Source organism: Kosakonia radicincitans DSM 16656, assembly GCF_000280495.2.
Taxonomy (GTDB): domain Bacteria; phylum Pseudomonadota; class Gammaproteobacteria; order Enterobacterales; family Enterobacteriaceae; genus Kosakonia; species Kosakonia radicincitans.
Genome location: NZ_CP018016.1, coordinates 3,097,232 through 3,110,157, shown reverse-complemented (window position 1 = coordinate 3,110,157; position 12,926 = coordinate 3,097,232). Strand labels below are relative to the sequence as shown.

13 protein-coding genes are annotated in these 12,926 nt (G+C 55.1%); 4 read left to right on the top strand and 9 right to left on the bottom strand.

The genetic code is table 11. The features are described 5' to 3' along the window. Positions 1–44: 44 nt before the first annotated feature. The 3 genes from pdxH to pdxY all read left to right on the top strand — a co-directional run bounded on the left by pdxH (position 45) and on the right by pdxY (position 3,049). The gene (gene pdxH / locus Y71_RS14840; protein ID WP_007374780.1) at positions 45–701 is read left to right on the top strand and encodes a pyridoxamine 5'-phosphate oxidase; all 657 of its coding nucleotides are present in this window, start codon (positions 45–47) and stop codon (positions 699–701) included. Between the two features lie 142 nt (positions 702–843). Then, positions 844–2,118, top strand: a complete 1,275-nt coding sequence (gene tyrS, locus Y71_RS14835) for a tyrosine--tRNA ligase (protein ID WP_007374781.1) — start codon at positions 844–846, stop codon at positions 2,116–2,118. Positions 2,119–2,188: 70 nt separating this feature from the next. Beyond that, the gene (gene pdxY, locus Y71_RS14830; RefSeq protein ID WP_007374782.1) at positions 2,189–3,049 is read left to right on the top strand and encodes a pyridoxal kinase PdxY; all 861 of its coding nucleotides are present in this window, start codon (positions 2,189–2,191) and stop codon (positions 3,047–3,049) included. A 76-nt stretch (positions 3,050–3,125) separates the two neighbouring features. On the opposite strand, the gene gstA is transcribed toward pdxY, so the two are convergent. Further along, positions 3,126–3,731: a glutathione transferase GstA gene (gene gstA, locus Y71_RS14825; protein ID WP_007374783.1), complete on the bottom strand. Its 606-nt coding sequence runs from the start codon at positions 3,729–3,731 to the stop codon at positions 3,126–3,128. Between the two features lie 108 nt (positions 3,732–3,839). Then, positions 3,840–5,342, bottom strand: a complete 1,503-nt coding sequence (gene dtpA, locus Y71_RS14820; RefSeq protein ID WP_007374784.1) for a dipeptide/tripeptide permease DtpA — start codon at positions 5,340–5,342, stop codon at positions 3,840–3,842. Between the two features lie 743 nt (positions 5,343–6,085). Here dtpA and Y71_RS14815 point away from each other — a divergent pair. Beyond that, entirely contained in the window at positions 6,086–6,511 is a 426-nt protein-coding gene (locus Y71_RS14815) for a CopD family protein (RefSeq protein ID WP_007374785.1), read from the top strand. A gap of 6 nt (positions 6,512–6,517) precedes the next feature. Here the strand turns inward: Y71_RS14815 and nth are convergent, their stop codons facing one another. Genes nth through rsxA form a run of 7 tightly spaced genes read right to left on the bottom strand, consistent with a single transcriptional unit; the run spans position 6,518 to position 12,882 of the window. Next, positions 6,518–7,153, bottom strand: coding sequence for an endonuclease III (gene nth / locus Y71_RS14810; RefSeq protein ID WP_007374786.1), 636 nt, complete (start codon positions 7,151–7,153; stop codon positions 6,518–6,520). Continuing rightward, the gene (locus Y71_RS14805) at positions 7,153–7,848 is read right to left on the bottom strand and encodes an electron transport complex subunit E (protein WP_007374787.1); all 696 of its coding nucleotides are present in this window, start codon (positions 7,846–7,848) and stop codon (positions 7,153–7,155) included. The genes nth and Y71_RS14805 overlap by 1 nt, the downstream gene beginning before the upstream one ends. Positions 7,849–7,851: 3 nt before the next feature. Further along, on the bottom strand, positions 7,852–8,472 hold the full coding sequence (rsxG, locus tag Y71_RS14800; RefSeq protein ID WP_007374788.1) for an electron transport complex subunit RsxG: 621 nt from the start codon (positions 8,470–8,472) through the stop codon (positions 7,852–7,854). 9 nt (positions 8,473–8,481) lie between these two features. After that, positions 8,482–9,534, bottom strand: coding sequence for an electron transport complex subunit RsxD (gene rsxD / locus Y71_RS14795; RefSeq protein ID WP_007374789.1), 1,053 nt, complete (start codon positions 9,532–9,534; stop codon positions 8,482–8,484). Next, positions 9,535–11,730 carry an electron transport complex subunit RsxC gene (rsxC, locus tag Y71_RS14790; RefSeq protein ID WP_081120790.1) on the bottom strand — a complete coding sequence of 732 codons (2,196 nt, stop codon included), beginning with the start codon at positions 11,728–11,730 and terminating at the stop codon, positions 9,535–9,537. It abuts the gene before it with no gap. After that, entirely contained in the window at positions 11,723–12,301 is a 579-nt protein-coding gene (rsxB, locus tag Y71_RS14785) for an electron transport complex subunit RsxB (RefSeq protein WP_007374791.1), read from the bottom strand. The genes rsxC and rsxB overlap by 8 nt, the downstream gene beginning before the upstream one ends. Next, the gene (rsxA, locus tag Y71_RS14780; RefSeq protein WP_007374792.1) at positions 12,301–12,882 is read right to left on the bottom strand and encodes an electron transport complex subunit RsxA; all 582 of its coding nucleotides are present in this window, start codon (positions 12,880–12,882) and stop codon (positions 12,301–12,303) included. The genes rsxB and rsxA overlap by 1 nt, the downstream gene beginning before the upstream one ends. Between the last annotated feature and the right edge of the window lie 44 nt (positions 12,883–12,926).

Here is a 12,926-nt window from a genome sequence, read left to right as displayed (position 1 = left end):
GGGCGCATAATAGCCCTCCCTGATGATTATTTTTTGCTAACGCCATGTCTGATAACGATCAATTGCAGCAAATCGCGCATCTGCGCCGTGAATACACAAAAGGCGGTCTGCGCCGCAACGACCTGCCAGCAGAGCCGCTGAAACTCTTTGAGCGCTGGTTAGGGCAAGCCTGCGAGGCCCAGCTCGTCGATCCGACTGCCATGGTGGTAGCAACGGTGGATGAAAACGGTCAGCCCTATCAGCGCATCGTGCTGCTCAAGCATTATGATGAAAAAGGGCTGGTGTTTTATACCAACCTTGGTAGCCGTAAAGCGCACCATATTGAGCATAATCCGGCGGTCAGTCTGCTGTTCCCGTGGCATATGCTGGAACGTCAGGTGATGGTAACCGGTAAAGCAGAACGCTTATCGACGCTGGAAGTGGTGAAGTACTTTCACAGCCGCCCGCGCGACAGTCAAATCGGTGCCTGGGTTTCTAAACAATCCAGCCGTATCTCCGCGCGCGGTATCCTCGAAAGCAAGTTTCTTGAACTGAAGCAAAAGTTCCAGCAGGGCGAAATTCCGCTGCCCAGTTTCTGGGGAGGTTTTCGCGTCAGCATTGAGCAGATGGAGTTCTGGCAGGGCGGCGCTAACCGTCTGCACGATCGTTTTTTATACCAGCGTGAAAATGACGCCTGGAAAATTGATCGTCTCGCTCCGTAATCCCTGAAAAATGTTGCGTTAAGCGCTGGTACTCCGTGTTCCGGCGCTTTATTCTATCTGCCCCCCTGAAGTATCCTTTCGCATCTGGCGAAAAGTCGTGTACCGGCAAAGGTGCAGTTCCGTTTTATACATGGAGAATTTGATGGCAAGCAGTAACTTGATTAAACAATTGCAAGAGCGGGGCCTGGTGGCTCAGGTAACGGATGAGGAAGCGTTAGCAGAGCGACTGGCGCAGGGGCCAATCGCGCTTTATTGCGGCTTCGATCCCACCGCAGACAGCTTGCATTTGGGGCATCTCGTTCCATTGTTATGCCTGAAACGCTTCCAGCAGGCTGGCCACAAGCCGGTAGCGCTGGTAGGCGGCGCTACCGGGCTGATTGGCGATCCGAGCTTTAAAGCGACCGAGCGCAAACTGAATACCGAAGAGACCGTGCAGGAGTGGGTGGATAAAATCCGCCGGCAAGTGGCACCGTTCCTCGATTTCGACTGCGGTGACAACTCCGCAATTGCGGCGAACAACTACGACTGGTTCGGCAACATGAACGTGCTGACCTTCCTGCGCGATATCGGCAAACACTTCTCTGTTAACCAGATGATTAACAAAGAAGCGGTGAAACAGCGTCTGAACCGTGATGATGTCGGTATCTCCTTTACCGAGTTCTCCTACAACCTGTTACAGGGTTACGACTTCGCCTGCCTGAACAAGCTGCACGGCGTGGCGTTGCAGATCGGCGGTTCCGATCAATGGGGCAACATCACCTCCGGTATCGACCTGACCCGTCGTCTGCACCAGAATCAGGTATTTGGCCTGACGGTTCCGCTGATCACCAAAGCTGACGGCACCAAATTCGGTAAAACCGAAGGCGGCGCGGTCTGGCTGGATCCGAAGAAAACCAGCCCGTACAAGTTCTACCAGTTCTGGATCAACACCGCCGATGCCGATGTTTATCGCTTCCTGAAATTCTTCACCTTTATGGATATCGCCGAAATTAACGCGCTGGAAGAAGAAGACAAGAACAGCGGTAAAGCACCGCGCGCACAGTATGTGCTGGCCGAGCAGGTCACGCGACTGGTGCATGGCGAAGAGGGGCTGGTTGCCGCAAAACGCATCACCGAAAGCCTGTTTAACGGCACGCTGAGCGATCTGAGCGAAGCGGATTTCGAACAGCTGGCGCAGGATGGCGTGCCGATGGTCGAGATGGAAAAAGGTGCGGATCTGATGCAGGCGCTGGTCGATTCCGAGCTGCAACCATCCCGCGGCCAGGCGCGTAAAACCATCGCCTCCAATGCGGTCACCATCAACGGTGAAAAACAGTCCGATCCGGAATACACCTTCGCCGACAGCGATCGCCTGTTTGGTCGCTACACGCTGCTGCGTCGCGGTAAGAAAAATTACTGCCTGATCTGCTGGAAATAATTCACGTCATATCCCGGGGAGTGAGAAATCACTCCCTTCTTTTTCGTCCCGTCATTGCAAGGCTACAAAAATGAAGAACATCCTCGCCATTCAATCGCATGTGGTCTTTGGGCATGCGGGGAACAGTGCGGCTGAATTTCCGATGCGCCGCCTTGGCGCCAATGTCTGGCCGCTGAATACGGTGCAGTTTTCTAACCACACCCAGTACGGCAAATGGACCGGTAGCGTCATGCCGCCCGCGCATCTGACGGAGATTGTGCAGGGCATCGCCGCTATTGATCAGCTACAGCGCTGTGACGCGGTACTAAGCGGCTATCTCGGGTCGGCGGAGCAGGGCGAACATATTCTCGGTATCGTGCGTCAGGTAAAAGCCGCCAATCCGCAGGCGAAATATTTCTGCGATCCGGTGATGGGGCATCCCGAAAAAGGGTGCATCGTTGCGCCGGGCGTCGCCGAATTCCATCTGCGCCACGCGTTACCGGCCAGCGATATCATTGCGCCTAATCTGATTGAGCTGGAGATCCTTTGCGAACATGCAGTGAATAGCGTGCAGGAAGCGGTCGCTGCCGCGCGTGAACTGATTGCGAAAGGGCCGCAAATTGTTCTGGTGAAACATCTGGCGCGCGCCGGTCTGAGCGCGGATCGTTTTGAGATGCTGCTGGTGACGCCGCAGGAAGCCTGGCACATCAGCCGTCCGCTGGTCGATTTCGGCGCGCGTCAGCCGGTTGGCGTCGGCGATGTCACCAGCGGGCTGTTACTGGTGAAGCTGCTGCAGGGTGCATCGGTACGTGAGGCGCTGGAGCATGTAACGGCTGCGGTGTATGAAATTATGCTGACCACTCAGGGCATGCAGGAGTACGAACTGCAAGTGGTGGCAGCGCAGGACAGGATCGCGAAACCGGAACATCTGTTCAGCGCAACCTTGCTGTAATAAAAAAGGCGGGATTTTCCCGCCTTTCTCTTACTGGCATTAATGCCGCGCGCAAACGCACGCGGGCCATCAGTGCTTACTGAATACCTTCCGCTGCCATCGCGGCCGCAACGGCCGGACGAGCGGCAACACGCGCCATGTACGCGTCGATATGGCTCAGGCCTTCCATGTTCAGTTTCACTGCGCGCGCCCAGCGCAGCACCGTAAACAGGTAGCCATCAGCAATAGTGAAGCGCGCGCCGCTGATCCACTCGCTATTCGCCAGGGACTGGTCCACGTATTGCAGCTTTTTCTCCAGCAGAGCGCGAACCGTCGGTTTGTACTCTTCCGGCGTATCCGGGCGGAAAAGCGGCGTGAAGCCTTTATGCAGCTCGGTCGCGACAAAGTTTAGCCACTCCAGCGTTTTGTAGCGCGGCAACGTACCGACCGGCGCCAGAAGCTGGCTGTCCGGTGCGCTGTCGGCGACATATTGCATGATTGCCACGCCTTCCGTCACCAGCGTGGTGTCATCAAGTTGAAGCGCAGGGATCTGGCCTTTCGGGTTAATGGCAAAAAAGTCGTCGCCATTTTCCAGGCGCTTTTTCATCAGGTCGACGCTGACCAGCGTCACGTCTTTACCGGTTTCACGCAGGGCAATGTGCGATGCAAGCGAGCAGGCGCCGGGCTTGTAAAACAGTTTCATTATGCTTTCCTTATAGTCAATTTCGGGCATTAGGTTATTACGTCGCGGAATAAAAAAAAAGCCGCTAACCTGGGTTAGCGGCTGAATATTTCGTGCTCCCCGCAGCAATTACGCTGTTGCGGTTTCCGACGCTTCACGCACGTTGTCGTCGCTCTGCGTCATGCGGTTCAGCTTCGGTGCAGCCAGGATCATCAGCACCGCAATCACGGCTGTGGCGATACCAATCTGCAGGAAGACAGTACCGTAGATGTCCAGTGACATCAGCGGGTCGGTCACGTTTTCCGGGATTGCCATCTGGTTAGCGACGTAACCTGCGATGATGTTCGCACCGGCAGTCGTCAGGAACCAGCTACCCATGATGAAGCCCATCAGTCGTTGCGGTACCAGCTGCGCAACCATCGCCAGGCCCAGCCCGGAGATCATCAGTTCACCGATACTTTGCAGCGCGTAACTTGCAATCAGCCAGTTCACGGAGACGATACCGGCATCGGAAGCGAATTTGGTGCCCAGCGGCAGAACCAGGAACGCGCCGGAGCACAATACCATACCGATCGCAAATTTATGCGGCATCGGCAGCGTATCGCCCATTTTGTTGTAGATTGCGGCCAAAATCGGGCTACCAATAATGATCCAGAACGGGTTCAGCGCCTGATACTGTTCCGGCTCAAACGCGATGCCAAACAGGGTATGTTCAACGTTGCGAATGGCAAAGAAGTTCAGGGACGTCGGCATCTGGCTGTACAGGACGAAGAAAACGATCGCCTGAAGCATCAGAATGAAGGCCACAATCATTTTGCGACGTGCAGCGCCTTGCAGGGCGAACGTCTCTTTCGCGAAGATGCAGATAATACCCAGCGCAACAACACCCAGTACCATACGGGCGATCCCCTGGTTGTGCAGCAGCCAGGTTGCGATAGCAATCAGCACGGCGACACCGACGATGGTCGCCAGCAGGTAACCCATGCGCACCGGTGCGAAGTCCGGTTTTGAACCGTAATTTTTCACCCAGCGTTTGCAGAAGGCGAAGTTAACGATGGTGATCAGCAGACCGACAACGCTCAGACCAAATGCCGTGCTCCAGCCAAACTTCGCGGCGAGCCACGGCGTTGCCAGCATAGAGAAGAAGGAGCCAACGTTAACGGACATGTAGTACATGGTAAATGCACCGTCCAGACGCGGATCATCTTTGGCATAGCAGGTAGAGAGCAGGGAAGACGGGTTGGCTTTGAACAGCCCGTTACCGACGGCGATAGCCGCCATACCCATATAGACGATACCGGCGTCATGGCCGGACCATGCCACCAGTGCATAGCCGATCGCCAGCACAATCGCGCCCAGCATAATCACACGTTTGGTACCGAGGACTTTATCGCCCAGCCAGCCGCCGATAGCGACCAGGCCGTAGACCAACGCGCTAAAGGAAGAGAACAGCGTAATCGAGTCCGCTTCGGACATACCCAGCTGTTTTACCAGGTAAACGGCCATGATCCCTTGCAGGCCGTAGTAACCAAAACGTTCCCATAACTCGATCGAGAAAATCAGATAAAACGCTTTCGGTTGTTTAAAAGCATTCAGGCTAACGCTTTCGGTTGGTTTGTTTGCAGTTGACACATATACCTCTTTTTTTACATCCCATATTAACGGGGGTGTTCAGCGCGTAATAACCAGAGTTCATCACGCTTATAGTTATATTGGGAGGGGAAACGGCGGGTAATGTTCACTATCCTGGGCTTTCAGGCAATACCTTTGACATATTCTGTTACATAGATCTCTGTCATTACATTACTCGGTAATTGTATTTGTTATTCAGAGTTAAATTTTACCAATGTAATAAAGATGGATTTTTCCACTGGGATCATAGGGTAGGATTACGTCATTAGCTATATGTTCTGCTATTTTGCTTATAATGTAGTGTATTGGACTGGTTTATCAAACATTAATGGTTATATGTCTTGAAAATAAGTGGCTAAACTTTGCGCTACGGTCTGAAATTCCCGGCAATAAACTTCTTTTTTAACATCACATTAGCAATGTCAGTATAATCACACTGCGGTTGTATTTTTTTCTTCTAAAAAAATGATAAGTCTTAATGAATACGCATAAGTGAACGATTATTTGTCAAATTCATCATTTTTCGAACATTAATTCGACTTGATGGGCAATGTGCAGAGATGTGAGTAATATCACATCAGTTATCTGCTGAAAATCAGCAAGTTCTGCCAATTTTCATTGCTTCCGCATACGGTAAAAAGGCAATAACCATGGCTTTTTTAACGTTATGCCGCGCATTGTTCATGACATCCCGCCGCGCTGCTGGCAGACTGCTGCCTGTCCCTTTCTACTGGAGTCAAATAATGAACTTTCACCCGTGGCTCAATGCGTTACATATTGTCTCCGCCATCGTCTGGATTGGCGGCATGTTGGTGATGGCTGTGGTTGCCGGCTGGAGCGCGCTGCAAAGTGATAAAACCTCAACGGCTGGGTTGCTGCTGGCGGTACGTCGCTGGAGCCGCAAAGTCGTCACCCCCGCGATGTTGCTGCTGTGGATTGCCGGGGCGATCATGGTTATCGCTCACGGTCAGTTTCCGCATCTCTGGCTGGTCGTGAAGATCGTGGCCGTGATTGTACTTTCCGGGCTGCACGGCTTTCTCTCTGCAACGATACGCCGGATGGCGGCAGGTGAGGCGGTGAAGGGGGCTGGCGCTGTGCGCAATGCCACCACATTGATTATCGTCGTGGTGGCAGTGATTATTCTGCTGGCGGTATTCCGGCCGTTCTGACGGCGGTCAGAGTTCGGCTTTGTCGTCGTACTCGCAGAGATCTTCGATAATGCAGGAGCCGCAGCGCGGCTTACGGGCGATGCAGGTGTATCGCCCGTGCAGGATCAACCAGTGGTGGCAATCGACTTTAAACTCCGCCGGCACCACTTTCAGCAGCTTCTCTTCCACTTCCTCAACGTTCTTACCGGGCGCAAAACGCGTGCGGTTAGAGACGCGGAAGATGTGTGTGTCGACGGCAATCGTTGGCCAGCCAAAGGCGGTGTTGAGTACCACATTGGCGGTTTTGCGCCCGACGCCCGGCAGTGCTTCCAGTGCGGCGCGATCTTCCGGCACTTCGCCACCATGTTTTTCCAGCAAAATACGGCAGGTTTTAATCACGTTTTCCGCTTTGCTGTTAAACAGGCCAATTGTTTTGATGTATTGCTTCACACCCTCAACGCCCAACGCCAGCATCGCGGCTGGCGTATTGGCAACCGGGTAGAGCAGCGCGGTGGCTTTATTGACGCTGACGTCGGTCGCCTGGGCGGAAAGCAGCACGGCGATCAACAGTTCAAACGGCGAACTGAAATTGAGTTCGGTGGTCGGATGTGGGTTGTTTTCCCGTAAACGGGTTAATATTTCCAGCCGTTTTGCTTTGTTCATTATGCCTTCCCGGGCGACGAGTGCGCAGCGTCACTAACAGCAGCAGCGGCTTCCCGGCGCTTTTTCATTTTTTGATCGATCAGATATTTCACTGCCAGCATCATGCCCAGACCGATAAATGCACCGGGCGGCAACATCGCCAGCAAAAACGGTGAATCGGTATGAAACACTTCAATACGCAGCACTTTGGCCCAGTTGCCGAGCAGACCATCTGCGCCGTCAAACAGGGTGCCGTTGCCAAGAATTTCACGCAGCGAGCCGAGAACAAACATCGCACAGGTTGCCCCCATGCCGATGGAAAAACCATCCAGCGCCGATAACGCCGGGCCTTTTTTCGCGGCGAAAGCTTCAGCGCGCCCGACCACGATACAGTTGGTGACGATCAGCGGGATAAAAATCCCCAATGACTGGTACAGACCAAAAGCGTAAGCGTTAATCAGCATCTGTACCGCACTGACCACGGACGCGATAATCATTACATAAACAGGAATACGGATCTCTGCGGGTGTCCAGCGACGCAACAGCGAAATAAACAAATTGGTCAGCGTCAGGACCAGCGTGGTAGCGAGCCCCAGACCCAGAGCGTTAGTCGCCGTGGAGGTTACCGCCAGCAGCGGGCACATCCCGAGCAACTGCACCAGCGCGGAGTTGTTCTTCCACAGCCCCTGGACGATAACGTCTTTTACTTCGCTCATCGTTTACTCTCCACAACCCGGTAAACGGGAAAGCTGCTCAGGCAGCGTCGTTGCATACAGACCCGCACGTTTAACCGCATTGACCACGGCGCGCGGGGTAATGGTGGCTCCCGTGAACTGATCGAAATCGCCGCCATCTTTTTTCACCGCAAAATGCGGGTCGGTGGCACCTTCAATTCGCTTCCCGGAAAAGTGCGTGATCCAGTCAGAAATACGTAGTTCGATTTTATCGCCCAGCCCCGGCGTTTCATGATGCTCAGTCACGCGCACACCCAGTACGGTGCCGGAAAAGTCGGCACCGACCAGTAACTGAATTGCCCCAGAGTAGCCGTCGGGTGCCGTGGCTTCAATCACTGCCGCCACCGGCTGCTCATCTTTTTTAGCGATCCACAGATGATGCTGGCCTTTACCTAACGCCGGATCGCTTACCAGATAACAGCTCTGTTGCAGCGCATTATTATAGCTGTCGCCGGGAATCACCTGATCAAACAGCGCTTTTTGTTGCTGCGCGGCCTGCTCGGCAATCGTGGTTTTGGTCATTTGATCAATGGCAGCTGTCAGGCCGGTAGAACCTGCTGCGAACAGCGCCAGCGTCACGCCATGTTTACGCATTGTCTTTAGCATGGCGACTCCTTATCGATGCCCGTACACGCGAGGACGCGTGTAGTAGTCAATCAGCGGTACGGTGATATTAGCCAGCAGTACGGCAAAGGCGACGCCGTCCGGATAGCCGCCAAAACTGCGGATCAGCCACACCAGCAAACCCGCCAGCGCGCCAAAAATCAGCCGCCCTTTGTTGGTAGTGGAGGCGGTTACCGGATCGGTCAAAATAAAGAAAGCGCCCAGCATGGTTGCGCCGGAGAGTAAATGCAGATGCGGTGCAGCCAGCGATTGCGGGGAAAAGATCCAGCCAAGCGTGGAGCACACCGCAAGCGAAAGCAGGAAGCTCAGCGGAATATGCCAGCGAATGGTCTTCTGCCACAGCAGGAACAGCCCGCCGGCCAGATAGCCAAGGTTAACCCACTGCCAGCCTGCGCCCGCCAGCACACCGCTGTAGATCGGGTATTGCAGGATCTGCTCAACGCTGTGACCCGCATGCAGTGATGTTTTAAAGGTATCCAGCGGTGTGGCCTGGCTGACGCCATCAATGCCAATACGCAGGGTTTCCATGGTGGCACCCGTTGCAGTATGCCCGCTGAAGATCACCTGTACCGCATCCATAAAACCCGGCACGGTATGGGCGATTTCGTATGGCGGCAGCCAACTGGTCATTTGCACAGGGAAAGAGATCAGCAGTACCACGTAACCGATCATCGCCGGGTTAAATGGGTTGTGACCAAGCCCGCCATATAACTGTTTGGCAATAACGACGGCGAACACCGTACCCAGCACCACCATCCACCACGGCGCGAAAGGGGGAATACTGATCGCCAGCAGCAAGCCGGTTAACAGCGCCGAGTTATCCGCCAGAATTGCGCCCACGTTTTGTTTACGCAGCGACAACACCAGCGCTTCCGCTGCCAGGGCACTGACAATGGCGAGAATGATCTGTATCAGGGTTCCCCAACCGAAAAACCACAGTTGAGCGGCAATGCCAGGCACGGTGGCGAGCGTCACCAACAGCATAATGCGTGAAGTCTGACGCTGGTTATGGGTATAGGGGGAACTTGCGATTCGGAAAACCATTTAATCCTCGTTAACAGCTTGCTGCGCGGCTTTTTTAGCCTGAACACGGGCGATGGCGGCGGCGACAGCCGCTTTGCGCGGATCATCATTGGCGGCCTGCGGAACCGGTGATGCCTCATTTACCGCTACCTGCGCCTGAGTTTGTTCTGCTTTGCGCGCTTTCGCGCGGGCAATGGCGGCTTCGACAGCGGCTTTACGCGGATCGACAGGTGCCTGCTCCGGCGGTTGTTCGACAACCGGGGATTCAGCCTGCGCCGCTTTGCGCGCTTTCGCTCGGGCAATTGCTGCCTCAACGGCAGCTTTACGCGGATCGACAGGCGCCTGCTCCGGCGGTTGTTCGACAACCTGAGATTCAGCCTGCGCCGCTTTGCGCGCTTTCGCTCGGGCAATTGCTGCCTCAACGGCAGCTTTGCGCGGATCGACAGGCGCCTGCTCCGGCGGTTGTTCGACAACCGGGGATTCAGCCTGCGCCGCTTTACGCGCTTTCGCGCGGGCAATGGCGGCTTCGACAGCCGCTTTGCGCGGATCGTCCGTTTCACCGCTTGCCGTGTTTGCTTCAGCGAGCTGTGCTTTCTCTGACTGGCGGGCGCGAACCTGCGCTTTGCGCGCTTCGCGGGCGGCGATGGCATCGCGGTTATCCGGCTCAGCGCCAGCCTGAATCACCACTGGTTGCGTGGCGGTAGCTTGTTTTTCCCGCACGCGGGCCAGCGCAGCGTCGATAGCCTGCTGATCCTGAGCGCCAGGCTGCACCGCGGCCTGTTTGTGGCGCTGCTGGCGGGCAATTTTATCGCGCTCAAGACGAGCCTGACGCGCCTCAAAGCGCGCTTTAGCTTCGATCGTGCGTTTCTCTTCCTGCGCAATGGCATAAATTTCCGCTTTCTCCTGGCGGAAATATTGCACCAGCGGAATATTGCTGGGGCACACCCAGGCGCAGGCACCGCATTCGATACAATCGGAGAGGTTATGCGCAGTGGCCTTATCGTGCTGCTGGCCCTTGCTGAACCAGTAAAGCTGCTGCGGCAGTAAATCTGCCGGGCAGGCATCGGCACAGGCGCTACAGCGAATACAGCCTTTCTCTTCCTGCGGTTCGCCCATTTCGCAGGCAGACGGTGCCAGCAGACAGTTGGTGATTTTGACCACCGGAACATCCAGCCATGGCAGGGTAAAGCCCATCAGCGGGCCGCCCATAATGACCAGTTGTTCGCTGGAAGGACAGAAACCCGCATGTTCAAGCAGATGACGCACTGGCGTCCCCAGACGCGCCCAGACGTTGCCAGGACGGGTGACGGCTTCGCCAGTTAGCGTGACGACGCGTTCGGTCAGAGGCTCACCATCAATCACTGCGCGTTTCACCGCATAGGCTGTGCCGACGTTTTGCATCAGGATGCCGATATCCGAAGAACGACCGCCGTGCGGCACCTGTTTGCCTGTCAGGATCTGCGTCAACTGTTTTGCGCCGCCGGACGGGTATTTGGTTGGAATAACGCGTAACTGAATATCATGACTGTCGGCCAGTACCGCACGCATCATCGAAATGGCCTGCGGTTTATTATCTTCAATCCCGATGAGGGTCTGACGCGGTTTAAGAATGTGCGCCAGAATACGCACACCTTCGATAATCTGCGCGGCACAATCCTGCATCAGCCGGTCGTCAGCTGTAATGTACGGCTCGCATTCGGCGGCATTGATGATCAGCGTTTCAATTTTATTGCCGCCGCCATACAGTTTGGCGGCGGTCGGAAAGCCCGCGCCGCCTAACCCCGCGACGCCATACTGATGAATGCGTTCGAGCAACGCGTCAATGCTGTGTGCGCGGTAGTCATTCCAGCCATCACGTTCGATCCAGCGATCTTCGCCATCAGCTGCAATAATGACGCTCATCTCCGGCAACGCTGAAGGGTGAGCGGTGGAGTGGGGAGCGATAGCGATAACGGTACCCGACGTCGGGGCATGCACTGGCAGCATCCGGCCGCGACCACGCGTCAGCGGCTGGCCGCGCAGCACCGTATCACCGACGCTGACGCACAGCTCGCCTTCAGCACCAATATGTTGTTTTAGCGGAATGACAAAGCGCTGCGCCAGCGGTAACTGGCGCAGCGGCGTGCCGTTAGACTGCGTTTTCATCTCCGGCGGATGAATGCCACCGTGAAAATCCCACAGTTTCTCTTTTCGGAAAGCGGAAAATAACTTAAGCATGGTGTTCCACAGGAATAATACGTACCGGGATGGTTTCTAAATCCCATTTCCAGCTCGCGGTGGTCGTTTCCACAGGACGCAATTCAATGCACTGCGTCGGGCACGGATCCACACAAAGATTGCAACCGGTACACAGATCGCTCATCACCGTATGCATGGCGCGCGTGGCGCCAAGGATGGCGTCGACCGGACAGGCCTGGATGCATTTGGTGCAGCCAATGCAGTTGTTTTCATCAATAACCGCCAGCATCCGTACCGGCTCCTGTGCGCTGGCATCGCCGTCAATCGGTTGCGGATCGACATTCAGCAGCGTGGCGATTTTCAGCATTACCGCTTCGCCGCCCGGCGCGCAGCGGTTAATTTTTTCGCCGTTGATGCCCACTGCTTCTGCATAAGGGCGGCAGCCTGGATAGCCGCACTGGCCGCACTGACTTTGCGGCAGCAGCTCATCAATACGTTCAACGACCGGATCGTCCTCAACCGCAAAGCGGCGGGATGCGTAACCGAGAATGAGGCCGAACAGCAGCCCTAGCACGCTCAGAGCTGCAACGGCAATTGAAATTGCACTCATTACAGTTTTACCAGACCACTAAAGCCCATAAAGGCCAGAGACATTAAGCCCGCAGTGATTAACGCAATCGCATTGCCGCGGAAAGGGGCGGGCACATCAGCAACCACCAGACGCTCGCGGATCGCAGCGAACAGCACCATCACCAAAGAGAAGCCAACGGCGGCGGCAAAGCCATATAACGCCGATTGCATGAAATTATGACCAAGGTTGATATTCAGCAGCGCAACGCCCAGCACCGCGCAGTTGGTGGTAATCAACGGCAGAAAGATCCCCAGCAGGCGATAGAGCGCCGGGCTGGTTTTGCGCACCACCATTTCAGTGAACTGCACAACGACCGCGATAATCAGGATAAACGCCAGCGTGCGCAGATAGACTAAATCCAGCGGAATCAGAACCCAGGTATCGATAATCCAGGCGCACACCGACGCCATCGTCATCACAAAGGTGGTCGCCAGACCCATGCCCATGGCGCTTTCCAGTTTTTTGGATACGCCCATAAACGGACACAGGCCAAGAAACTTCACCAGTACGAAGTTATTGACCAGCACCGTTCCGATAAATAGCAGCAGATAATCTGTCATTATTTGGCCTGAAAATAAAAAAGCCGCCTATTATCGGTCAAACA

Excerpts from the sequence above, each read along its gene's own strand:
- pdxH (WP_007374780.1), top strand. The coding sequence starts at position 45 with ATGTCTGATAACGATCAATTGCAGCAAATCGCGCATCTGCGCCGTGAA.
- tyrS (WP_007374781.1), top strand. The coding sequence starts at position 844 with ATGGCAAGCAGTAACTTGATTAAACAATTGCAAGAGCGGGGCCTGGTG.
- pdxY (WP_007374782.1), top strand. The coding sequence starts at position 2,189 with ATGAAGAACATCCTCGCCATTCAATCGCATGTGGTCTTTGGGCATGCG.
- gstA (WP_007374783.1), bottom strand. The coding sequence starts at position 3,731 with ATGAAACTGTTTTACAAGCCCGGCGCCTGCTCGCTTGCATCGCACATT.
- Y71_RS14815 (WP_007374785.1), top strand. The coding sequence starts at position 6,086 with ATGAACTTTCACCCGTGGCTCAATGCGTTACATATTGTCTCCGCCATC.
- nth (WP_007374786.1), bottom strand. The coding sequence starts at position 7,153 with ATGAACAAAGCAAAACGGCTGGAAATATTAACCCGTTTACGGGAAAAC.
- Y71_RS14805 (WP_007374787.1), bottom strand. The coding sequence starts at position 7,848 with ATGAGCGAAGTAAAAGACGTTATCGTCCAGGGGCTGTGGAAGAACAAC.
- rsxG (WP_007374788.1), bottom strand. The coding sequence starts at position 8,472 with ATGCTAAAGACAATGCGTAAACATGGCGTGACGCTGGCGCTGTTCGCA.
- rsxD (WP_007374789.1), bottom strand. The coding sequence starts at position 9,534 with ATGGTTTTCCGAATCGCAAGTTCCCCCTATACCCATAACCAGCGTCAG.
- rsxC (WP_081120790.1), bottom strand. The coding sequence starts at position 11,730 with ATGCTTAAGTTATTTTCCGCTTTCCGAAAAGAGAAACTGTGGGATTTT.
- rsxB (WP_007374791.1), bottom strand. The coding sequence starts at position 12,301 with ATGAGTGCAATTTCAATTGCCGTTGCAGCTCTGAGCGTGCTAGGGCTG.
- rsxA (WP_007374792.1), bottom strand. The coding sequence starts at position 12,882 with ATGACAGATTATCTGCTGCTATTTATCGGAACGGTGCTGGTCAATAAC.